Here is a 22529-nt window from a genome sequence, read left to right on the forward strand (position 1 = left end):
GGCCGCGACCGGCGGCGGAGCGGCGGGCGGAGGGCCACTGGGCGGCGGGCCGGACGGGGGCGGACCCGTGGGAGCGGCGATGGGGTCGGCCGTGGGAGCGGCGTTGGGGTCGGCCGTGGGAGCGGCCACCGGAGCGGCTACCGGAGCAGACGGCCCCGGTGGAGGCGCGGTAGGAGCCGAGGACGGCCATCCCGGGATCGGATCGGTGAGGGGATCACCCCTGATCGGCTCCGGCGCAGCCTCCGGGGCGGCTGAGGCCTCCCGGGCCTCCTGGGCCTCCTGGGCCTGGGGACCCGCCGTGCCCGCGGCCTGCTGCTTGGCATAGACGGCCAGCTCCTCGGGGGTGTACAGCCGATCACTGGTGTCAGTGGGCTCGTACGACTCCGACATGGTGATCCTCCGAGAGTGGGGGTGGGCGACAGCGCGGCCCGAGGGCCTGAGGTCGTCCTCTCCAGTCCCGGTCGCAGCGAAACATCCCCGCCCCCCGCTGCGGCCCGACGCGGACCCGGGGCGACGCCGTCCCTCAGCGGTCCAGGTGCCGGGCCTGCACGAAGCAGAAGAGGCCGTAGGCGGCGAAGCCGAGCCCGATCGCGGCGAGGAGCACCGGGCCGAAGGCCTGGTCGAGCACCGTGCGCAGTGCCTGGTCGAGACCGCCGGACTTCTCGGCCCGGTGGGTCACGGCGGCGCTCAGGAAGAGGACCCCGACCACGCCCAGGGCGAGACCCTTGGCGACGTAGCCGGTGCGAGCCAGCCACCGGAAGGCTGTGCCCGAGGACCCGCTGCGTCCCTCACCGTCGAGATTCTTCAGGTAGGACTCGCGCCACGCCGTGACCAGGTGGGCCACACCCACCGCGACGATGCCCACCCCGACCGCGCCCACGAGGAGCTGGCCGCCCGGGCGATTCATCAGGGTCGCGGTCATCGAGTCGGTGCCCCCGCCGGAGCCGCTCTTCTGCGGAGACCCCGTCGCCACGTCGACCGCGCTGTAGGCGATCGTGCCGTAGACCACGGCCTTGCCCACCGAGAGCAGGCGCCGCAGGGTCCGTTCGGCGCCGTCCTTGTCGCGGTAGCCCAGAGCAGCCTCGATCAGGCGCCACACCACCAGCAGGATCATCCCGACGGCGATCAGCCACACGAGCGTCTCGCCGTACGGCTGCTGGGCGAGCTGCTTGACCGCGCCGGTGCTCGAGGCTCCGCCCTGGCGGTCGCCGACGGCCAGCGTCACGGCCAGCCAGCCGATGAGCAGGTGGACGACGCCGTAGGCGACCAGGCCGACGCCGGCGATCCGGTCGACGACGTCGCTCTGGTGGGCCTGGTGAGCGGTGCTCTGGCTCATGGCGCGTCCGACAGGTCGCCCAGCGCCGTCTCGATGACGCGGTGGAAGGTCGGGTAGGCGTAGATCATCGTCTGCAGGGTCGCGACGGGTACGGCGGCATGCACCGCGACCGCGAGGAACCCGAGGATCTCCCCACCACCGGGACCCATCGCCGTACCGCCGACGAGCACGCCGCGGTCGACGTCCTCGACGACCTTGATCAGGCCCCGGGCCCCGGGGCCGTGCGTGAACCCTCGGGAGGACTGCTCGAGGGGTGCGAGCCCCACCCGCACGGACAGCCCGGCGTCGCGCGCCTGCTGCTCGCTCATCCCGACACCGCCGACCTCCGGGTCGGTGAACGTGGCGTGCGGCAGCGCGTGGTAGCTCGCCGGAGGACCGTCCTGGCCGAGGAGGTCGCGCAGCGCGATCGCGGACTGATACATCGCGACGTGGGTGAAGGCTCCCTTGCCGGTGATGTCGCCGATGGCCCATAGCGCATCTCCGGCGCCGGCCTCACCGCCCTGCACCCGCAGGCGCTCGTCGACGTCGATCGTGCGGGCAGTGGGGTCCAGGCCGACCGTGTCCAGCCCGAGGTCGTCGAGGTTGGGGGTGCGCCCCGCGGCCACGAGGAGCTTGTCGGCCACGAGCGTCTCCCCCGAGTCGAGGGCGAGCGTGAACGCGCCGTCGGCGTAGCTCACCGCGGTCGTCCGAGCCCCGGTCATGACCCGGAGCCCCTCGCTCACGAGCACCTCCTCGAGAAGGGCTCCGGCCTCGGGCTCGTCAGCGGGCAGCAGGCGATCGCCGGACTGCACCATCGTCACTCGCACCCCGAAACGGGCGAACGCCTGCGCCATCTCGCAGCCGATGGGTCCGCCGCCCACCACGACGAGCGAGCCGGGCAGCTCGGTGACCCGGACGGCGTCCCGGTTGGTCCAGTACGGCGTGTCCCCGAGCCCGTCGATGGGCGGAGCGGACGGGCGGGTGCCGGTGTTGAGCACGATCCCGCGACGTGCCGCGAACGAGCGGGTGCTGCCGTCGGGCAGCTCGACGTCGACCTGCCCGGGCCCGGCCAACCGACCGGTGCCGTGCAGCACGGTCGCGCCGGCGTCGGCCAGTCGGTCGACGGCCACGGTGTCGTCCCAGTGGTCGGTGGCCTGGACCGCGATCTTCTCGGCCACCGGGGACCAGCTGGGCACGACCGACGCCTCACCGGCCAGTCCGGTCACCCGGCCGGCCTCCGCCAGGGCGTCCCCGGCGCGGACCATCATCTTCGACGGGATGCACCCGTAGTAGGGGCACTCGCCCCCGACGAGGTGCTTGTCCACGGCGACCACCGACAGCCCCGCCTCGAGGGCCCCCATCACCAGCGACTCGGCTCCGGGGCCCTGCCCGATCACGACCAGGTCGGCGTCTTCGCTCATGGAGCCAACGTAGTACCCGCTCGGAGGCCCGGGCCTCCCCCGGTGAGGCGGTCACCGAACGGTCGGGCCGTACGTGCCGGCCGCAGGACCGCGAGCCGACCGTCAGGGCTGGATCAGCGTCGGCTTCTGCTTCTGGATGGCGCCGAGGATGCCGTTGACGAAGCTCGGCGAGTCATCGGTGGACAGCTCGCGCACGAGCGCGGCCGCCTCCGAGACCGCCACGGCGTCGGGGACGTCGTCGACGTACAGCAGCTCCCAGACGCCCAGGCGCAGCACGTTGCGGTCGACCGCGGGCATCCGCTCGAGGGTCCACCCCTCGGAGAACTCGCTCAGCAGCTCGTCGATGCGGGCCACGTGCTCGACCACGCCGCGCACCAGGGTGGCGGTGTAGTCGTTGGTCGGCCCCTCGCCGGCAGCGATCGCGCGGTCCAGCGCGTCGGTGGCCGACTCGCCGCGCAGGTCGGCGGCGTACAGCATGTCCAGGGCCCGCTTGCGGGCCTTCGATCGGGCTCCCACGTCGTCAGCTCTTGACGCGACCCATGTAGGAGGAGTCGCGGGTGTCGACCTTGATCTTCTCGCCCTGGTTGATGAAGAGCGGCACCTGGATCTCGTGGTCGGTCTCGAGCGTGGCCGGCTTGGTGCGTCCGGTCGCGGAGTCGCCGGCCAGGCCGGGCTCGGTGAACGTCACGGTCAGCTCGACGGAGGCGGGCAGCTCGATGAAGAGCACTCGACCCTCGTTGGTGGCCACGACGGCCTCCTGGTTCTCGAGCAGGAAGTTGGAGGCGCTGCCCACGATCTCGGGAGCGATCTCGAGCTGCTCGTAGTCGCTGGTGTCCATGAACACGAAGGACGTGCCGTCGTTGTAGAGGTACTGCATCGTCCGGCGGTCGACCGTGGCGGTCTCGACCTTGGTGCCGGCGTTGAAGGTCTTGTCGACGGTCTTGTTGGACTCGACGTTCTTCAGCTTGGTGCGCACGAAGGCAGGCCCCTTGCCCGGCTTGACGTGCTGGAACTCCACGACAGCCCAGAGCTGCTTGTCGATGTTGAGAACCATGCCGTTCTTGAGGTCGTTCGTGGTTGCCATGCGCGTGGGTCAGCCTTCTGCTCAGTGGACGAGGGCGCCGTCCGGGGCCAGCGGGATCGGGTGGGATCGGACGCGGGCGGACAACAGCCGCCGAGTCTAACGCTGCGCCGAGTCGTTTCCTCAGTCGGCGCGTCAGATGGCTCGATCGGGGTACCGGTGCCGGGACCCGGGGACGAGACCGCGGGTCGAGCACCGGCCGAGCACCAGCTGCAGGAAGGAACACCCGTGAGCCAGGACGACATCGCCTCGCAGACCGGCACCGACCCCGCCTCCGACGACACCGGCGCCGCCGGGAGCGAGAGCTACCACGGATACAGCGTGGACGACGAGACCCAGCCGCAGGGCGACGGAGACAGCCTCGTGGAGGACCGGGGCCTGGCCGAGCCACTCGACGAGGGCTACTCCCCGCCCGAGAAGCCGTCAGCAGCCCAGGGCTTCGGCAACACGCCCCTCGAGGAGAGCATGGGCGAGTCCCTGGACCAGCGGCTCGGGCAGGAGGTCCCGGAGCCGGACCCCTACGAGGAGGCCGACGAGATGGCGATCGAGCAGATCGAGGATCCCGCGGCGGAGCCGTTCGAGCCGGCGGCGTCACGTGAGGTCGGTGACGCGCGCTCGGGACGCCTCGTCGAGCCCGACGAGGGAGCGCGTGAGGACGTCGACGCGGAGGCCGCCGCGACCGACGTCGGCATCGACGGCGCGGGCTCGGGCGCCGAGGAGGCAGCCGTGCACGAGCTGCCCGACGACCAGCTGCCCTGACCGCTCGGCGTCAGCCGGGCCGTGCGTCGATCAGCTCGGCAATCGCGACCAACGCCCGCCGGTAGCCGTCGACGCCGTGGCCCGAGACGACCTGTGCGGCGTACGGCGTGACGACCGACGTGTGCCGGAAGACCTCGGGGCGCTGCGTGGGGTCGGAGATGTGCACCTCGATCAGCGGCGCCACGAGCTGGGCGCAGGCGTCGAAGAGCGCGTAGGAGTAGTGGGTCCACGCTGCGGCGTTGAGCACCACCGCGACCTCCTGGTCGGCCGCCTCGTTGAGCCAGTCGAGCAGGACGCCCTCGTGGTTGGTCTGGCGCACCTCCACCTCGAGCCCCACGTCGGCGCCCCAGCCCACGCAGCGCTCAGCGAGCTCGGCATGGGTGGTCGAGCCGTAGATCTCGGGCTGGCGTCGGCCGAGGCGTCCGAGGTTGGGGCCGTTGAGCACGAGAGCCTTCACGCCGTGACCGCCTCGTAGGCGGCGCGCAGGTCCTCCTCGGACGGCCCGGCGAGCACGGTGGGTGCACCGATGTCGGAGAGCACCACGAAGCGCAGCTGGTTGCCGCGCGACTTCTTGTCCACCCGCATGGTGGCGAGCAGGTCCTCGAAGCTCGCACCCTCGTACGACGTCGGCAGCCCGACCCGCGAGAACGCCTCCCGGTGCCGCTCGACGATCTCGGCGGAGAGCCCGGTCGCGCGGTGGGCGAGCTCGGCGACGTACACGCAGCCGATCGCGACCGCCTCGCCGTGCCGGATCTCGTAGTCCTCGGCCCGCTCGATCGCGTGCGCGAGGGTGTGACCGTAGTTGAGCGCCTCGCGACCGGGGTGGGCGCCGGTCAGCTCGCTGCCCCCTGCTTCTCGCAGATCCGCGACCACGACGTCGATCTTCACCTGGATGGCGCGCTCGACGAGCTCACGCAGCACCGGGGACGAGGCGTCCAGCGACTCGGGGTCGGTCTCCTCGACGAGGCGCAGGATCTCGGGGTCGGCGATGAAGCCGCACTTGACGACCTCGCCCAGTCCGGCGACGAGCTCGTCCCGTGGCAGCGACTCCAGCAGGGCGAGGTCGCACAGCACCCCGGACGGCTCGTGGAAGGCACCGACGAGGTTCTTGCCGGCCGACGTGTTGATGCCGGTCTTGCCGCCCACCGCGGCGTCGACCATGGCCAGCAGCGTGGTCGGGATGTGCACGACGCGCACCCCACGCAGCCACGACGCCGCGACGAAGCCGCCGACATCCGTGGTGGCGCCACCGCCCAGCGTGACCACGACGTCGGAGCGGGTGAATCCCTCCTCGCCCAGCGCCTCCCAGCAGGCGACCGCGACCTCGGCGGTCTTGGACTCCTCGCCGTCGGGCAGCGCCAGCACCGTCACGTCCCGGTCGAGCAGCGGCCCGACCGCGTCCTCGACGAGGTGCTCGAGGGCCTCGGGGCACACGACCGCGATCCGGGCGGCGTCGCCGACCATGTCGGGCAGGTGGTGCGCGAGGTGGTGCCCGACCACGACGTCGTACGGCGACGCGCCGCCGACGTGCAGGACGGACTCGGCCGGGTGGTCGGTGGACTCACTCATCGTCGGCCTCCAGGGCAGCGCGGACGCGCGCAGCGACGTCCTCGGGGACACTCTCGTCGGTGTCGACGGTCACGGTCGCGACCGAGGCGTAGATCGGGGCGCGCTCGTCGAGCAGCTTCTTGACCTGGGCCCGCATGTTGCCGAACAGCAGCGGTCGACCGGCCCCGAGTCCGACGCGCTTGACGGCCTCCGAGAGGCCCACGCTCAGGAAGACGACCCGGTGCCCCACCAGCAGCTCGCGCGTCGCCTCGTCCAGCACCGCGCCGCCTCCGAGGGAGAGCACGCCGTCGTGCTCGGCCAGGGCGGTGGCCACGGCGGAGCGCTCGAGCGCGCGGAAGTGTTCCTCGCCGGACTCGACGAAGATGTCCGAGATCGAGCGGCCCTCGAGCGCCTCGACGTCCGTGTCGGTGTCGCGTGCCTGCACGCCGTACGACGCAGCGAGCAGGGCGCCCACGGTCGACTTGCCCGAGCCCATCGGTCCGACCAGCACCGCCACCGGGCGGGTGCCGGACACGGGGCTCACGAGTACCTCAGGTTGGCCAGGTAGGTCTCGGCGTTGCGGCGGGTCTCGCCGACCGCGTCGCCGCCGAACTTCTCCACCACGGCGTCGGCGATGACCAGCGCGACCATCGCCTCGGCGACGATGCCCGCGGCCGGCACCGCACAGACGTCGGAGCGCTGGTGGTGTGCGACGGCAGCCTCGCCGGTCGCCACGTCGACCGTGCGCAGAGCCCGCGGCACGGTCGCGATGGGCTTCATCGCGGCACGCACGCGCAGCACCTCGCCGGTGGTCATCCCGCCCTCGGTGCCGCCGGAGCGGCCGGAGACGCGGCGGATGCCGTCGTCGGTGGGGACGATCTCGTCGTGGGCGAGCGACCCGGGCGTCGCGGCGAGCTCGAAGCCGTCACCGACCTCGACGCCCTTGATCGCTTGGATGCCCATGAGCGCACCGGCAAGACGCGAGTCGAGGCGGCGGTCCCAGTGGACGTGGGAGCCGAGCCCGGGCGGGAGCCCGTGCACGACGACCTCGACGACCCCGCCGAGGGTGTCGCCGTCCTTGTGGGCCTGGTCGATGCGCGCCACCATCGCGGCCGCGGTCTCGGGGTCGAGGCAGCGCACCGGGTCGTCGTCGAGCCGGGCGACGTCGTCGGGCTGCGGCCACAGGCCGGACGGGGCGCGGACCCCGCCGAGCTCGATGACGTGCGACACGATGCGGGCGCCGACCGACTGCTCGAGGAAGTTGGAGGCGACCCGGCCGAGCGCGACCCGGGCGGCGGTCTCGCGCGCCGAGGCGCGCTCGAGGATCGGGCGCGCCTCGGCGAAGTCGTACTTCTGCATGCCCGCGAGGTCGGCGTGGCCGGGGCGCGGGCGGGTCAGCGGAGCGTTGCGCGCCTGGGCGTCGAGCACCTCGGCGTCGACGGGGTCGGCCGACATCACGGTCTCCCACTTGGGCCACTCGGTGTTGCCGACGATCAGCGCGACGGGGCCACCCTGGGTGCGGCCGTGGCGCACACCCCCGGTGATCGTGACCTGGTCCTGCTCGAACTTCATCCGGGCACCCCGGCCGTAGCCGAGCCGGCGCCGCGCCAGTGAGTCGGCGATGTCGTCGGTCGTCACCTCGACGTGGGCCGGGAGCCCCTCCAGGATGGCGACCAGGGACGGGCCGTGGGATTCACCCGCAGTGAGCCAACGCAACATGGGAGCAGTCTTTCATCGACCACCGACCGGCCCGACGCCTCACCCCGAGATGAGACCGCCCACGAGGGCGTCGCCGACCACGATGCCGATCACGGCGCCGGCGAGCAGGAACGGGCCGAAGGGGTAGGCACGCTTCAGCAGCGACCGGTCGCGGCGCACCAGTGCCAGCACGAGCCCGGGAACGGCGAAGATGACGAACGGCGAGTAGAGCCCCACGGCGTACTGCTCCCACCCGAGGTAGGCGAGGACGAACCCGAGCAGCGCCGACAGTCGTACGTCGCCGAAGCCCATGCCCGCCGATCGGATGAACCACAGCAGCCAGAAGACCGACCGAGCAGCGACCATCCCGACCAATCCGCGGACCAGGGCGTCCGGCGAGCCGGTCAACGGCCAGGCCACGAGCGCGAAGACCAACGCCAGGGCGAGGGTCGGCAGGATCAGGCGTGAGGGAAGGAGCCGGGAGCGCAGGTCGACGAGGGCCAGTGCCGCGCCCACGGGTGCGAGGGGGAGCACCAGGAGGAGTGTCCAGTCCCAGCCGACGGCCCAGCCGAACAGCGCGCCGCAGACCCCGGCCGAGCAGGAGAGCGTCCTGGCGAAGCCCGGGGAGGTCGCCATCTCGACGTACGGCGGCTTCGGGCCCTCGTCGAGGACGATCTGCTGAGCAGGCGTGGGCTCCTCCCCCTCCTCCAGCGGCGGTACGGCGGGGGGTTCGGGGAGCCGGGCGACCACGCGTGGCATCAGCGCACCGAGACCCGCGCAGCCGACCCCCGCGACAGCGCCCACCATCAGCTCGTGCACGGCCTTCAGCCTCCGGACCGCGCGGACAGGGCGGCCTCGCCGGCTGCCCGCATCGCCGACAGAGGCGCCGCTCGCGAGGTGAACAGCTCGAACTGCAACGCTGCCTGGTGCACCAGGAGGTCGAGCCCCCCGACGAGAGCCTGGCCGCGTGCCGACGCCGCGGAGGCCAGCGGGGTCGGCCAGGGGTCGTAGAGCGCCTCGAAGACGAGGGGGAGGTCGGAGCACGCCGCCACGAGTGCCTCGTCCTGGGCCGCCGCGGGGATGGTCGAGACGACGCCGTCGCCCGCGATGCCGCGCGCCGACACCTCGCCGAGGTCCGCCCAGACCACGTCCGGTCCCGACACGTGCGACCTGATCGCCACCAGGGTCTCCGTCGCGCGCCCCCGATCGCGAGAGGCCACCACCACGCGCCGGGCCCCCAGCTCGCACGACGCCAGCCCGATCGAGGCGGCCGTGGCACCCGCGCCCAGGATCGTCACCGTGTCGACGGCGCCCGAGTAGCGCTCGCGCACCGCCGCCACCGCGCCGGGCAGGTCCGTGTTGTCCAGCAGCAGCCGGCCCTCCTCGATCACCACGGTGTTGGCTCCGCCGGCGAGTCGAGCGCGCTCGGAGACCACGTCACCGAGCGGGAGGACCTCGCGCTTCAGCGGCATCGTCAGCGACAGGCCGCGCCACCGATCACCTCGCCCGAGGAAGCCCGGCAGCGACCCCGAGGGCACGCGCACGGCCTCGTAGGTCCAGTCGAGCCCTGCAGCGACGTAGCCCGCCCGGTGCAGGGTCGGCGACAGCGAGTGGGAGATCGGGTCGCCCAGGACCGCGCACCTCGTCGGCGTCATCCTCAGCCCTGACGGCCGGGGGGACCCCAGCGCCTCAGCACCGGTCCGACTGCGTGGCGCAGTACTGGTCGAGCTCGGCCTTGAACTCGTTGAACTCGTCGAAGTCGTCGGTGAACTTCGTCTCCCCCGTCTCGAGGTTGACGGTGGCGTAGAAGAACCACGGGCCGTCGACCGGGTTGGCGGCCGCCTCGATCGCGTCGTCCCCCGGCGCCTCGATCGGCCCCGGCGGAAGCCCCTTCTGCCGGTAGGTGTTGTACGGCGAGTCGGCGACCGAGTCGATCTCGTCGGTCGTCAGCCGGGTGATCGGGCCCCGCCCGAGGGCGTAGTTGACCGCCGCGTCGATCTGCAGGAAGCCGGCCGACGGGTTGGGCTCGATCTCGAGGCGGTTGTAGATCACCCGGGCGACCTTGGGCATGTCGTCGCCACGACCCTCGGCCTGGACCAGGCTGGCGACGGTCATCAGCTCGTGCGGCGAGTAGCCGAGGTCCTCGGCGGCCTGCTCGAGACCCGAGGCCTCGGCGGCCTGGCGCCACCGGTCGACCATCGCGGTCAGGATGGTCACCGGCTTGGCGTCCGGGCCGAAGGCGTACGTCGCGGGGAACAGGTAGCCCTCGGCGTTGCCGTCGGCGTAGTCGGGCAGCCCGAGGTCACCGGGGTTGTCGACGATCTTGGTGAACTGCTTGGCCTTGAAGTCGGTGTTCTTCGCCAGGATGCCGACGATCTGCTCGACCGTGAGTCCCTCGGGGACCGTGATCGTGTCGGAGACGATGTTGGCGGGATCGACGAGGACGTCCACCACGTCGGAGGCGGCCATCTGGCGGCGCAGCTGGTAGAAGCCCACCTGGATCCCCCGCGACCCCTCGGGGTCGAGCGCGGCCGCATCGGTGAACGCCTCGAGGGAGGCGACGACGTCGGCCTCGACGAGGTTGGCACCCATGTCGGAGATCGAGTCGCCGGAGACGACCTGGAACGTGACGCGACCCTTGCCCGGGCCCGCGTAGTCCTCGGCCTCCTTGAACTGGTCACGGATGGCGTCGACACCACGCGTGATCCCGAAGTAGGCACCCCCGCCGAGCAGGGCCAGCACGAGCAGCACGGGGATGCAGCCGCTCAACCGGGCAAAGCGCCGAGGCTTGCGCCGGCTCCCGCCGGGCAGCGGCAGCTGGTCCTCGGCCGCTTCCCCGTCGGGGACGTCCTCCTCCAGGATGGAGGGGTCGCGCTCAGTCATCGGGCTCCTGGGATCGGGCGACGAGCTCTCCGGGTGGGTTCCCGGTGGCGCGTTCGCTGTCGAGTGCGTGCTGGAGGATCAACACCGCTGCGGCCTGGTCGACCACGGCGCGGCGCTTGGCCCCCTTGGTGCCACGGTCGCGCAGCATAGCCTCCGCCGAGACCGTGGTGAGGCGCTCGTCGCACAACCGCACCGGCAACGGTGCCACGGAGGCGGTGAGCCTGTCACTGAACGCGCGCACCTTCGCCGCGGCAGGCCCCTCCCCACCGGAGAGCGAGCGGGGCAGCCCGACGACGATCTCCACGACACCGTCGGCGGTCTCCTCGGCGATCTCGGCGATGATCTGCCGGATGCGCCGCAGGTCGCCCCTTCCGCTGCGCACGGTCTCGACCGGGGTCGCCAGGAAGCCGCCCGGATCGCTGCGCGCGATCCCGATCCGGGCGTCCCCGGGGTCGATGCCGAGACGTACGCCGTGTCGCATGCGCTGGTCGGTCGCTCGGCCGTCGTCAGGCGCCGGCCACGGTCGCCGTGACCGCGGCGAGCGCCTCGTCGAGCCGGCTGGTGTCGGTGCCGCCGCCCTGGGCGACGTCCGCCTTGCCGCCGCCCTTGCCGCCGACGAACGGGCCGACCGCACGGACCAGGTCGTTGGCGCTGAGCCCGCGCGCCTGCGCGGCGTCGTTGAGCGCCGCGACGACCGAGACCTTGCCGTCGGCCGCCCCGATCACCACGACCACGCCGGGCGCGTCGTGCGGGAGCCGACCGCGCACGTCCATCGCGAGCGTGCGTACGTCGCCTCCCCCCGCGCCGTCGACGCGGTGCGCCACGACCTGCACGCCACCAACGTCCTGGGCGCCTGCCGCGATCTGGGCGCCGCCCGCGAGGAGCTGGCCCAGGCGCGCCTTCTCGATCTCCTTCTCGGCGGCGCGCAGCCGCTCGACGAGGTCACCGACACGGCCCACGAGGTCGTCGGGCTGGGTCTTCAGCAGGCTGGTCAGCTGTCCGACGACATCGCGCTCCTTGGCCAGGTAGGCGAAGCCCTCGACGCCGGTGAAGGCCTCGATGCGTCGGTTGCCCGAGCCGACCGACGCCTCGCCGGTGACGACGATGGTGCCGATCTGCGAGGAGTGCTCGACGTGGGTGCCACCGCACAGCTCGCGCGACCACGGACCACCGATCTCGACCACGCGCACCTGCGATGCGTCGTAGGTCTCGCCGAACAGCGCGACAGCACCCCAGTCCTTCGCCTCGGGCAGGGTCATGTACTGCCACCCGACCGGCAGGTCGGCGCGCAGCGCCCGGTTGGAGACGTCCTCGATGTCTCGGACCTGCTCGGGGCTGAGCCCCGTGGTCCACCCGAAGTCGAGACGCAGGTAGCCCGGACGGTTGTAGGAGCCCGACTGCAGCGCGCTGGGCCCGAGCACCTCGCGCAGCGCCGCGTGCACGACATGGGTGCCGGAGTGCGCCTGGCGCGCGCCGGTACGCCACTCGGGGTCCACCTGCGCGTGCAGCATCCCGGCGCCCTGCACCGCCGCCGCCGACAGCTCGCCGTCGACGACGCGGACCTGGTGGACCACCAGGCCACGCACCGGTCGCTGGACGTCGAGCACCTCGAGGCGCCCGCCGTCGAACTCGATCATCCCCGCGTCGGCGACCTGGCCGCCGGACTCCGCGTAGAACGGCGTGCGGTCCAGGACGAGCTCGCCGATCTCGCCGCTGCCGAGCACGCTCGTCGCTCCACCGCCGCTCAGCAGGGCCAGTGCCCGAGACTCGGTGGACAGCGTCTCGTAGGCCAGCCACTCGGTCGGCCCGTGCTCGTCGAGGATGGCGCGGTAGACGCCGGTGTCGGCGTGCTGGCCCTTCTTCGACGCAGCATCCGCCTTGGCCCGCTCGCGCTGCTCGGCCATCAGCGAGCGGAAGCCCGCCTCGTCGACCGAGAGCCCGGCCTCGGAGGCCATCTCGAGGGTGAGGTCGATCGGGAAGCCGTAGGTGTCGTGCAGCGCGAAGGCCTGGTCGCCGGCGAGCGTCGTGCCGCCGGAGTCCTTCACCTTCGCCGCCGCAGTGTCGAAGATCGTCGTACCGGAGGCCAGCGTCTTGCGGAAGGCGTCCTCCTCGGCATAGGCGACGCGCGAGATGCGCTCCCAGTCGGAGTGCAGGTCGGTGTAGGTCTCGCCCATCTTGTCCCGGCTGATCGGCAGCAGCTCGGGCAGCGCCGGGTCCTCGTAGCCGAGCAGGCGCACGGAGCGCACGGCGCGCCGCAGCAGGCGGCGCAGCACGTAGCCGCGGGCCTCGTTGCCGGGCGTGACGCCGTCGCTGATGAGCATCATCGAGGAGCGGACGTGGTCGGCGACGACGCGGAAGCGGACGTCGTCGACCGGGTCGGCGCCGTACTTCTTGCCGGTCAGCGCCATCGCCCGCTCGATGACGGGGAACATCACGTCGATCTCGTACATGTTCTCGACGCCCTGCGTCATGAAGGCGACCCGCTCCAGGCCCATCCCGGTGTCGATGTTCTTCTTCGGCAGGGAGCCTGCGATGTCGAAGTCCTCCTTGGAGCGCACCGCGGAGAGCTCGTCCTGCATGAAGACGAGGTTCCAGAACTCCAGGTAGCGGTCCTCGGCGGAGAAGTCGCCGTCCGCGCCGTACGCCGGCCCGCGGTCGATCAAGATCTCCGAGCAGGGACCACCTGGTCCCGGCACGCCCATCGACCAGTAGTTCTCCGACTTCCCCAGCCGCGCGATCCGGTCGTCGGGCAGGCCGGTGATCTTCTTCCACAACGCGACCGCCTCGGGGTCGTCGACGTAGACGCTCGGGTAGAGCTTGTCCTCGGGGAAGCCCCAGCCACCGTCGGACTGCGGCTTGGTGACCAGGTCCCAGGCGAGGGTGATCGCCTCCTCCTTGAAGTAGTCGCCGAAGGAGAAGTTGCCGCACATCTCGAAGAACGTGCCGTGACGCGTCGTCTTGCCGACGTCCTCGATGTCGGGGGTGCGCACGCACTTCTGGATGCTCGTCGCCCGGTCGTACGGCGGGGTCTCCTGACCGAGGAAGTACGGCTTGAAGGGCACCATGCCCGCGTTGACGAACAGCAGGTTGGGGTCGTCCAGCAGCAGCGAGGCCGAGGGGACGGGGGTGTGTCCGGCGCGCTCGAAGTGCGCGAGGAACCTCCGTCGGATCTCCGCGGTGTCCATCAGCTGGTGCCTTCTTCCTCGTCGGTTGGTTCGGTGAATGCGTCGTGCCCGGCGGTGCCCGGGTCGGTGCCGGCCATCAGCTCACGTCGTTCATGGAGCCCCAGCGTGATCCGCTCGCGCAAGTCGGTCTCGGCCTCGGCCTTGCCCTGGGCGACCTCGTCGCGGAACATCCGGGCACCCACGACGACCGCACCGATGCGGTCACGAAGGCCGTCGACCGTCAGGATCTCGGCGGCCCGGCGGGCGCGCGCGGCAGCGTAGACCCCCGCGCTCGCTCCGGCCACGAACCAGAACGACCGCTTCATGCCGCAGCTTCTCCAGCGGCTTCCCCGGCGCGTTGGCGTGCCTCGTACTCCCGGCGGGCCTGACGGGCGTCGGCGCGGCGCTGCTTGCGGGCCCGCTTGAGCTCGCGACGCATCTCGAAGCGGATCCGGTTGAGGTGGGCGGGGTCGAGGGCGCGGCGCAGACCTGCGGCGAGCGAGGCCGCCTGGACCACGCTCTCGCGCAGCACCAGGTCGGCGAAGAGCGGCCCGTCGACGACGGGCTGGTCGCGTGACCTCTCGCCGTCGGCGCCCTCGGAGTCGTCGGCATCTCCGAGCCGGGTGATCACGTACTCGGGCCCGTCGGCGGCGCGGGTGGCTCGCGCGGTGGCGGCGAGCCGGTGCTCGATCGCCTCGACCTGGGCACGCAGCGCCTCGGACTCGGAGCGCGCCGAGGCGGCGAGGGCCGCGGCGCGGGAGGACGAACGGCGTACGACAGCCACGAGCGTCACCGCGACGACGAGGACCGCCCCGAGGGTCACGAGCAGCGCCCAGGCGGGCACGCTCCACTGCGTCGTCATGGGGTCAGACCCTACCGTCCCCGGATCAGCCGACGGACCCGCTCCCAGCGCTCCTTGATGCCGCCCTCGGCACCGATCTCGGTCGGGCGGTAGTAGGCCGCATCCGCAACCACGTCGGGGGCGTACTGCTGCTGGGCGATGCCGTACGGCGCGTCGTGGCTGTAGGTGTACGACGTGCCGTGTCCGAGCTTCTGAGACCCGGCGTAGTGCGCGTCGCGCAGGTGCGCGGGCACCGGCCCGACCTTGCCGGCTCGTACGTCGGCCGTGGCCGCCGCGATCGCCGTCGTGACGGCGTTGGACTTGGGGGCGACCGCCAGGGCGATCACCGCGTGCGCCAGGTTGAGCCCGGCCTCCGGCATCCCGATCAGCTGGACCGCCTGCGCCGCGGCGACCGCCGTGGTCAGCGCGGTGGGATCGGCCAGGCCGATGTCCTCGCTGGCCAGGATCACCAGGCGTCGTGCGATGAAGCGGGGGTCCTCCCCCGCCTCGACCATCCGCGCCAGGTAGTGCAGCGCCGCGTCGGCGTCCGAGCCGCGGATCGACTTGATGAAGGCGGAGGTGACGTCGTAGTGCTGGTCCCCCTGCCGGTCGTAGCGCACGGCGGCGGTGTCGACGGCGGCCTCGGCTGCCTCCACGTCGATCCGCTCGACCCCTCGTGACCTGGCCGCGCCCGCAGCGGCCTCCAAGTAGGTGAGCGACCTGCGGGCGTCTCCCCCGGCCAGGCGGACCAGGTGGTCGAGCGCCTCCTCGTCCATCTCCAGCGCTCCGTCGAGACCGCGCTCGTCGCTGAGCGCGCTCCGCATCACCCCGCGGACGTCGTCGTCGGTCAACGACTCGAGGCGAAGGAGCAGACTGCGCGACAGCAGCGGAGAGATCACGCTGAAGAACGGGTTCTCCGTCGTGGCCGCGACGAGGGTGACCCACCGGTTCTCCACACCGGGCAGCAAGGCGTCCTGCTGCGCCTTGCTGAAGCGGTGCACCTCGTCGACGAACAGCACCGTCTCCGCCCCGGTGCGGACCAGTCGGTTGCGCGCGGTGTCGATGGCCGCGCGCACCTCCTTGACGCCCGCGGAGACGGCCGAGACCTCGACGAAGTGCCGACCGGTGTGCCGGCTGAGGATGGACGCGATCGTCGTCTTGCCGGTGCCGGGTGGGCCCCAGAGCAGCAGCGACAACGACTGGTCGCCCTCGATCACCTGTCGCAGCGGCGATCCCGGCGCCCTCAGCTGGCCCTGTCCGGCCAGCTCGTCGAGCGTGCGCGGTCGCATCCGTACGGCGAGCGGAGCGCTCGCGTCCGGGGTGGCGCTCAGCGACCCGCCGCCGCCTCCCGGGGTTGCGGGACGTGGCGGCGAGTCGTTGTCGAACAGGGCGTCAGGCTCGTCCAAACGACTTCGAGTCCAGGTCGAACCAGGTGTCGGCGTAGCCGGGCTGGTCGGTCAGGTCGCCGCTCGGGCTGGCACCGGGATCGGGGCTCCCCTGGGCGTCGACGCCCAGCAGACCCGCCGTGATCGGGGTCGACGGGTGCTGGTTGATCCGGCCGGGGAAGTGACAGGCGACCTTGTGCCGCTTGCCGATCTGCAGCAGCGGTGGCTCGTGCTTGGCACAGATCTCCTGGGCGATCGGGCAGCGCGTCCGGAACCGGCACCCCGACGGCGGGTTGATCGGACTGGGCACGTCACCGGTCAGCCGGATCCGCTCGCGCCGCTCACCCGTGGCCGCCTGCTTGATGTCGGGCACGGCCGAGAGGAGAGCCTGCGTGTAGGGATGGTGTGCCCCCGAGTAGATGCTCTCGCGGTCACCGATCTCGACGATCTTGCCGAGGTACATCACCGCGACCTCGGGGCAGAAATGCCGCACGATGGCCAGGTCGTGGGCGATGAACAGGAACGCGATGTCGAACTCGCGCTGCAGGTCCTGCATCAGGTTGATCACCTGTGCCTGGATCGAGACATCGAGGGCCGAGACCGGCTCGTCGGCCACCATCAGCTTGGGCTGCAGGGCCAACGCTCGGGCGATGCCGATGCGCTGACGCTGCCCACCGGAGAACTCGCTGGGATAGCGGTTGTAGTGCTCCGGGTTGAGACCCACGACCTCGAGCAGCTCCTGGACGCGGCTGAGCGTCTTGTTCTTCGGCACGACGTTGTGCACCCGCAGGGGGGTGCCGACGATCGTGCCCACGGTGTGACGCGGGTTCAAGGAGGAGTAGGGGTCCTGGAAGATCATCTGCACCTCGCGGCGCAGCGGCTTCATCTCCCGGTCGGAGATCGTGGCCAGGTCCTGGTCGTGCTCGCCGAACTTCATCGAGCCGCCGGTCGGCTTGTAGAGCCGGGTGATCAGACGCCCGGTGGTCGACTTGCCGCACCCGGACTCGCCCACGAGTCCCAGCGAGCCCCCCTTGGGCACCTCGAAGGAGACTCCGTCGACTGCCTGCACGTCGCCGATCCGGCGACGCACCACGCCGCCGGACCTCACCGGGAAGTACATCCGCAGGTTGTCGACCGTCAGCACCGCCGGTGCGTTCGGGTCGAGGACGTTCGCGGCATGGGTCTGCTCGACCTGCTTCTCGAACGACGTGTGCTCCGACATCAGCTCTCCTCGCTGCTCTGGTTGCTCGCACTGGCGGCGAGGTCCGGCGCGATCTGGGGCAGGACCTCCGACAGGAAGATCGCGTCGGGATCGGGCAGGTGACAGCGCTTGAGGTGGGTCTGGCCGCGGCCACCGGGGCGCATGTCCGGAAGCGTCGTGGCACACAGGTCCCCGCCCACCTTGTCACTGTGGTTGCACCTCGCCTCGAAGGCACAGCCCGTCGGCGGGTGCAGCAGGCTCGGCGGGGTCCCGGGGATCGGGATCATTCGGGCGTTGATGTCCGAGCTGACGTCGGGGACGCTGGAGAGCAGGCCCCACGTGTAGGGCATCTCGGGGTGCGTGAGGATCTCCTTGCACGGGCCGTACTCGACCGCCCGGCCGGAGTACATGACCAGCACGTCGTCGGCCATCTCGGCGATGACACCGAGGTCGTGGGTGATCATGATGATCGCCGAGTTGAACTCGCGCTGCAGGTCCTGGAGCAGGTCCAGGATCTGGGCCTGGACCGTGACGTCGAGGGCCGTGGTCGGCTCGTCGGCGATCAGCAGCGACGGGTCGTTGATCAGCCCCATCGCGATCATCACGCGCTGACGCATGCCCCCGGAGAACTGGTGCGGGAAGTCGTCGACCCGGCTCTGCGGCTCGGGGATCCCGACGCGGTCCAGCATCTCGACGGCCCGCCTGCGGGCCTCCTTCTTCGAGGCCGACGGGTGGTGGATCCGGTAGGCCTCTGTCAGCTGCGCTCCGACCCGGTAGAAGGGGTGCAGCGCGGCGAGCGCGTCCTGGAAGATCATCGCGACCGTGTTGCCGCGCATCTGGCGCATGTGGGCGTCACTGAGCCCGACGATGTCCTTGCCGTCGACCCGGATCGAGCCGCTGATCTGGGCGGAGCGCTCGTCGTGGAGGCCGAGCACGGCCATGCTGGAGACCGACTTGCCCGAGCCGGACTCGCCCACGATCCCGAGGGTCTTGCCGAGCTCGACGCTGTAGCTGAGGTTGGAGACGGCCTGGACCAGGCCGTCCGCGGTCGGGAACCGCACGGTCAGGTCGTCGACCACCAGGTAGGGCTCGCCGGCGCTGGAGGCGGCAGCAGCCTGGCCGGGCTTGGCCTCGGTGGGGTGCGGGTTGGTCTCGCTCATCCCAGCCTCACTCTCGGGTCGAGCACGCCGTACACGAGGTCGACGATCAGGTTGGACACGACGATGAACACGGCGCCGATCAGCACCGTCACCGTCAGGATCGGAAGGTCCTGGGGCGGGCGGATCGCATCCAGCCCCCACACCCCGATGCCCTGGACGTCGAAGATCTTCTCGGTGAAGATCGTGCCGGCGAGCAAGGTGCCGAAGTCGAGACCGAAGATGGTCACGATCGGCACGATCGCGGCGCGCAGGGCGTGCTTGAACAGTACCGTGCGACCCCTGAGGCCCTTGGCCTTGGCCGTGCGGATGAAGTCGTCACCGAGCGTGTCGACCATCTGACCGCGGCTGTAGCGCGCGTACACCGGCGAGCTCGCCACGCCGAGCACCAGGCACGGCAGCAACAAGCCCGTGAAGGTCTTGAACGGATCGCCGTCGGAGAGGGGGAAGTAGCCGGTCGTGGGGAAGATGTCGGTCTTCAGGGTCAGGTAGAGCCACGCCAGCAGGCACAGCAGGTAGTAGGGCACCGACGAGACGAGCAGGCTGCCGCTGACCATCACCCGGTCACCGATGGTGCCCCGTCTGGCGGCGGCAGCGATGCCGATCCCGACACCCACGGTCAAGAACACGAGCGAGCCACCGATGGCGATCAGGATGGTCGGGACGATGCGCTCCTTCAGCTCGTCGGTGACCTGGGCGCGCGTGCCGTAGGAGACCCCGAAGCAAGGGGCGCCGCAGTCGTACTCGGCCGCTCCGATGACCACGTCGCGGCCGACGACGACACCCTTCATGTAGGTGCCGTAGGCCTCGAGGACCGGCTTGTCGAGGCCCATCGACTTCTCGATGTTCGCCAGCCGCTCAGGCGTGCAGGCGCGCCCGCTTCCCTCGCACACCGGCTGCGCGGGACTGGAGGGGCCGAGGTAGAAGATCGCGAACACGGCGAACGAGGCGAGCAGAATCACCAGCACCGACGACATCAGCCGACGTACTACGTACCCGAACAAGGGTCCTCCTGGGAATCGGTGTCCCGACGAGCACGTCGGGGCCGGCGCATGTGAGAAGTGTGTGGTCGCGGGCCCGGGGGCCACAAGGTCGTGAGAGATGGCGCAGGGTCACAGCGGGTGGCGGGACCGGCGAACCGATCCCGCCACTGCTGTGCCCGTCAAGCGCAGCGAGGGTCAGTGACCCTCACGCGAGGGTCAGGAGTTGACCCAGATGTTCTTCCACGTCGGCATGCCGATCGTGTTGTCGATGAAGTGACCCTCGATGGCCGACCCGTAGGCCTGCGCGACGCCGCCGTAGCGGGTCACGAAGAGCGGGAAGTAGTCGGTCATGATGGTGTCGTCCAGCTCGCCCCAGGCGTCGGCCTGCTCCTCGACCGGAAGGGTCTGGATCTCCTTCATCTGCGCGTCGATCTCGGGCTCGTTGAACTTCGAGTAGTTCGCGCCCAGGACGCCCGCGGCCACGTCGGTGCTCTTCAGCAGCGGCGGGAACCAGGAGCCACCCGACGGCCAGTCAGCGATCCAGCCACCGCTGCGGACGTTGATGTCCGTGTCGGGGTCGGCACGCAGCGACGAGAAGTCGGCGATCGTCGTCGGGACGGGCTTCGGGCTGAAGCCGGCCTTGGTGAGCGAGGCGACGATGGCGTCCTTCACCTTGACGCCGGAGTCGGAGTCCTTGGTGTAGAGGAACTTCACCTCGTAGCCGACGGCGTCGGCTTCCTCGAGCAGTGCCATGGCGGCGTCGGTGTCGGTGCTGCCGGGCTCGTGGTCGGGCAGCGGGTTGAAGTCCTTGCGACCGGCCGTGCCCGGGGGCAGCAGCTGGGCACCGGGGAGCGACGTGACGCCCTCGATGTAGCCACCCGCGAGGTCAGCGTCCTCGTACGGGTAGGCGTAGGCGAGTGCCTGACGGATCTTGATGTCGGTGATCTTGGTGTAGTCCGGGGCCCAGAACGACGTCAGCGGGAAGCTGCCGACCGCGGCACGGCCGTCGGCCTTGAACTGGTCGAAGTTGACCGCGAGCACGTCGTCGTAGGTGAGCGTGGCCTGGTCGTCAGCCGAGTCCTCGAGGAGGATCTGGTTGAGCTGGGCCTCCTCGACCTGCAGGTCGAACTCGTACTTGTCCGGGTACGCCGTGCGGGCCGGGTCGGTGGCCGGGTCCCACTCGGGGTTGCGCACCAGCTCGAGGGACTTCTCCGGGACGTACTTGCCGAACTTGTAGGGCCCGGTGGCCAGCGGCTTCAGGCGGTACTTCTCCGGGTCGGAGTCGGCACCTTCCTGGATCGGGCCCATCGCGGCGAAGGAGGCCCAGTAGAGCATGTCGGGGAACGGCGTCGCCATCTTGTAGGTGACGTCCATGCCGTTGATCTCGACGGCGTCGAAGCCCTTGAGGCCGTTGCCGGTGTAGGGGCCCTTGTAGGTGTCGCCACCGACGAAGTAGTCGTTGGAGAACGCCGGGCCCTCCGGGAAGGCCTCACGGTCGAACGAACGCGCGGCCGAGAACGCGAAGTCCTCGGGCTCGACCGGGGTCCCGTCCTCGTAGGTGATGCCGTCACGCAGGGTGAAGGTCCACTCGGTGAAGTCGTCGTTGGGGCGACCCAGGTCGGTGGCGAGGTCGGGGACGAGGACCATCGTGTTGTTTTCCTCGTCGTACGCGTACTGCGTCCAGGCGCGCGTGACCAGGCCGGTGAGGATCGAGGTCGTGTTCTGGTAGTACGCCTCGGTCGGGTCCATCGTGTTGAGGCCCGAGGTCGAGATCACCGTGACGGTGCCGCCCTCGGCAGCGCCCTCGATGGTGACGGGACCTTCACGGTCGGGGTCCTGCGTCTGGCCGGTGTTGCCGCCCTCGGACGTGTCCGGCTGGTCGTCGTTCCCTGATCCGGTGCCGGATCCAGTGCCATCTCCACCGCAAGCTGCCAGCGTGAACGCGCTGACGGCGGCGATCGCGATGATCGGTTGCTTCAACCGCATCGTGTGCCCACCCTTCTTTCCATCTTGTGTGTCTCCCGATGTCCAGGGTTGGCTCATCGGCGAGTCTTGGGGTCGAAGGCGTCTCGGATCGAGTCGCCCACGAGGTTGAGCGCGATCACCATGATCATGATGGTGACGACCGGCGCCCACAGGTAGAGCGGATACCGCTGGAACCAGACCGTGGCGGAGTCGACCGTCTTGCCCAGCGAGGGGCTCTCGGTCAGCCCGATGCCGAGGTAGGACAGCCCCGCCTCGGCGGCCACGTAGGCCGGCACGGACAGCGAGACGGCCACGACGATCGGGGCCACCAGGTTGGGCAGCAGCTCCTTGAAGAGGATCTGCCAGGTCGGCACGCCGATCACCTGGGCGGCCTGGACGAACTCCCTCTCACGCAGGGACAGGACCTGGCCGCGGATCAGGCGGGCCAGACCCATCCAGCCGAACAGCACCAGGATCCCGATGAGGGAGTAGAGCTCCGCGCGTCGGAGCGTGTCCTGGTCACCGCCGAATCGGCTGGTGATGATCGGGGCCAGCGCCAGCGCACCGAGGATGAACGGGAACGAGAGGAAGAAGTCGATGACGAAGGAGAGCACGGCGTCGACCACGCCCTTGGCGTAGCCGGCGAGCAGGCCGAGGGTCACGCCGACGACCACGGAGACCACCGTGGCCGCGACCGCGACGGTCAGCGAGGTCCGCAACCCGTAGAGCAGCAGGGCGAGGTTGTCGCGTCCGCTCGCCGGCTCGATGCCGAGCGGGTGGTCCCACGTGAAGGGGTAGTTGGGCGGACCGAAGGACGGGATGCCGCCGGTCTCGAGCATCTCGCTCGGCGTCGGCGCGTCGGGGTCCTTCTGGTCGGGATAGATGTTGAGCCAGTCGCAGATGAAGGGTGCCATGACGGCGAGCAGGACCAGGAGCAGCAGGATGCCGGCGCACACGACCGCGACCTTGTCCTTGGCCAGGCGGCTCAGCGCGATCCTCGTGGGCGAGCGTCCGGCGACCTGGGACGTCTTCGGCGTCGCGTCGTCCATGCGCTCTGCCTCGCCGCCACCCTCGGGGCCGTCGAGTTCGTCGACGCTGAGTCCGGACGACATGCTCACCTCGTTGGCC

Annotated in this window: 22 protein-coding genes and 1 pseudogene; 1 reads left to right on the forward strand and 22 read right to left on the reverse strand. The window is 70.9% G+C overall.

Features of this window, described 5'->3' with window-relative positions; all coding sequences use genetic code 11:
• The 5 genes and pseudogenes from Q1K33_RS14125 to efp form a co-directional block, all read right to left on the reverse strand.
• A pseudogene (locus Q1K33_RS14125) lies at positions 1 to 390 on the reverse strand (hypothetical protein); the annotation flags it as partial.
• Between the two features lie 133 nt (positions 391 to 523).
• Positions 524 to 1336: a DUF1206 domain-containing protein gene (locus Q1K33_RS14130; RefSeq protein WP_300405040.1), complete on the reverse strand. Its 813-nt coding sequence runs from the start codon at positions 1334 to 1336 to the stop codon at positions 524 to 526.
• Positions 1333 to 2736, reverse strand: a complete 1404-nt coding sequence (locus Q1K33_RS14135) for an NAD(P)/FAD-dependent oxidoreductase (RefSeq protein WP_300405042.1) — start codon at positions 2734 to 2736, stop codon at positions 1333 to 1335. Before Q1K33_RS14135 ends, Q1K33_RS14130 begins: the two co-directional genes overlap by 4 nt.
• 102 nt (positions 2737 to 2838) lie before the next feature.
• On the reverse strand, positions 2839 to 3252 hold the full coding sequence (gene nusB, locus Q1K33_RS14140; RefSeq protein ID WP_300405044.1) for a transcription antitermination factor NusB: 414 nt from the start codon (positions 3250 to 3252) through the stop codon (positions 2839 to 2841).
• Between the two features lie 4 nt (positions 3253 to 3256).
• Positions 3257 to 3820: an elongation factor P gene (gene efp / locus Q1K33_RS14145; protein ID WP_300405046.1), complete on the reverse strand. Its 564-nt coding sequence runs from the start codon at positions 3818 to 3820 to the stop codon at positions 3257 to 3259.
• A gap of 225 nt (positions 3821 to 4045) precedes the next feature.
• On the opposite strand from efp, the gene Q1K33_RS14150 reads away from it, so the two are divergent.
• Entirely contained in the window at positions 4046 to 4576 is a 531-nt protein-coding gene (locus Q1K33_RS14150) for a DUF5709 domain-containing protein (protein ID WP_300405047.1), read from the forward strand.
• Positions 4577 to 4586: 10 nt separating this feature from the next.
• On the opposite strand, the gene Q1K33_RS14155 is transcribed toward Q1K33_RS14150, so the two are convergent.
• The 17 genes from Q1K33_RS14155 to Q1K33_RS14235 form a co-directional block, all read right to left on the reverse strand.
• On the reverse strand, positions 4587 to 5033 hold the full coding sequence (locus Q1K33_RS14155) for a type II 3-dehydroquinate dehydratase (RefSeq protein WP_300405049.1): 447 nt from the start codon (positions 5031 to 5033) through the stop codon (positions 4587 to 4589).
• Entirely contained in the window at positions 5030 to 6145 is a 1116-nt protein-coding gene (gene aroB, locus Q1K33_RS14160) for a 3-dehydroquinate synthase (RefSeq protein WP_300405051.1), read from the reverse strand. Before aroB ends, Q1K33_RS14155 begins: the two co-directional genes overlap by 4 nt.
• Positions 6138 to 6668 (reverse strand): shikimate kinase, encoded by a 531-nt coding sequence (locus Q1K33_RS14165; protein ID WP_363319717.1) that lies wholly within the window; start codon positions 6666 to 6668, stop codon positions 6138 to 6140. The genes aroB and Q1K33_RS14165 overlap by 8 nt, the downstream gene beginning before the upstream one ends.
• Positions 6665 to 7843: a chorismate synthase gene (gene aroC, locus Q1K33_RS14170; protein WP_300405053.1), complete on the reverse strand. Its 1179-nt coding sequence runs from the start codon at positions 7841 to 7843 to the stop codon at positions 6665 to 6667. Before aroC ends, Q1K33_RS14165 begins: the two co-directional genes overlap by 4 nt.
• Before the next feature lie 39 nt (positions 7844 to 7882).
• Entirely contained in the window at positions 7883 to 8641 is a 759-nt protein-coding gene (locus tag Q1K33_RS14175; protein ID WP_300405055.1) for an A24 family peptidase, read from the reverse strand.
• Positions 8642 to 8646: 5 nt separating this feature from the next.
• Positions 8647 to 9477, reverse strand: a complete 831-nt coding sequence (locus Q1K33_RS14180) for a shikimate dehydrogenase (protein ID WP_300405057.1) — start codon at positions 9475 to 9477, stop codon at positions 8647 to 8649.
• A 34-nt stretch (positions 9478 to 9511) separates the two neighbouring features.
• Positions 9512 to 10705, reverse strand: coding sequence for an endolytic transglycosylase MltG (gene mltG / locus Q1K33_RS14185; protein ID WP_300405059.1), 1194 nt, complete (start codon positions 10703 to 10705; stop codon positions 9512 to 9514).
• Positions 10698 to 11186, reverse strand: a complete 489-nt coding sequence (ruvX, locus tag Q1K33_RS14190) for a Holliday junction resolvase RuvX (RefSeq protein WP_300405061.1) — start codon at positions 11184 to 11186, stop codon at positions 10698 to 10700. The genes mltG and ruvX overlap by 8 nt, the downstream gene beginning before the upstream one ends.
• Positions 11187 to 11211: 25 nt before the next feature.
• Complete coding sequence (gene alaS, locus Q1K33_RS14195; RefSeq protein ID WP_300405063.1) at positions 11212 to 13890, reverse strand: alanine--tRNA ligase; 2679 nt, start codon at positions 13888 to 13890, stop codon at positions 11212 to 11214.
• Entirely contained in the window at positions 13890 to 14195 is a 306-nt protein-coding gene (locus tag Q1K33_RS14200; RefSeq protein ID WP_300405065.1) for a DUF6167 family protein, read from the reverse strand. Before Q1K33_RS14200 ends, alaS begins: the two co-directional genes overlap by 1 nt.
• A complete protein-coding gene (locus Q1K33_RS14205; RefSeq protein ID WP_300405067.1) occupies positions 14192 to 14731 on the reverse strand; it encodes a hypothetical protein in 540 nt (179 codons plus the stop codon). The genes Q1K33_RS14200 and Q1K33_RS14205 overlap by 4 nt, the downstream gene beginning before the upstream one ends.
• Before the next feature lie 11 nt (positions 14732 to 14742).
• Positions 14743 to 16098, reverse strand: a complete 1356-nt coding sequence (locus tag Q1K33_RS14210) for a replication-associated recombination protein A (RefSeq protein ID WP_300405090.1) — start codon at positions 16096 to 16098, stop codon at positions 14743 to 14745.
• Positions 16099 to 16102: 4 nt separating this feature from the next.
• A complete protein-coding gene (locus Q1K33_RS14215) occupies positions 16103 to 17317 on the reverse strand; it encodes a dipeptide ABC transporter ATP-binding protein (protein ID WP_300405069.1) in 1215 nt (404 codons plus the stop codon).
• The gene (locus Q1K33_RS14220; RefSeq protein ID WP_300405071.1) at positions 17317 to 18456 is read right to left on the reverse strand and encodes an ABC transporter ATP-binding protein; all 1140 of its coding nucleotides are present in this window, start codon (positions 18454 to 18456) and stop codon (positions 17317 to 17319) included. Before Q1K33_RS14220 ends, Q1K33_RS14215 begins: the two co-directional genes overlap by 1 nt.
• Complete coding sequence (locus Q1K33_RS14225) at positions 18453 to 19457, reverse strand: ABC transporter permease (protein WP_300405073.1); 1005 nt, start codon at positions 19455 to 19457, stop codon at positions 18453 to 18455. Before Q1K33_RS14225 ends, Q1K33_RS14220 begins: the two co-directional genes overlap by 4 nt.
• Before the next feature lie 195 nt (positions 19458 to 19652).
• On the reverse strand, positions 19653 to 21422 hold the full coding sequence (locus tag Q1K33_RS14230; RefSeq protein ID WP_300405075.1) for an ABC transporter substrate-binding protein: 1770 nt from the start codon (positions 21420 to 21422) through the stop codon (positions 19653 to 19655).
• A 53-nt stretch (positions 21423 to 21475) separates the two neighbouring features.
• Positions 21476 to 22513, reverse strand: coding sequence for an ABC transporter permease (locus Q1K33_RS14235; RefSeq protein WP_300405076.1), 1038 nt, complete (start codon positions 22511 to 22513; stop codon positions 21476 to 21478).
• Positions 22514 to 22529 lie beyond the last annotated feature (16 nt).

Origin of the sequence: Nocardioides sp., assembly GCF_029937575.1 — a bacterium.
In the GTDB taxonomy this organism is placed as follows: domain Bacteria; phylum Actinomycetota; class Actinomycetes; order Propionibacteriales; family Nocardioidaceae; genus Nocardioides.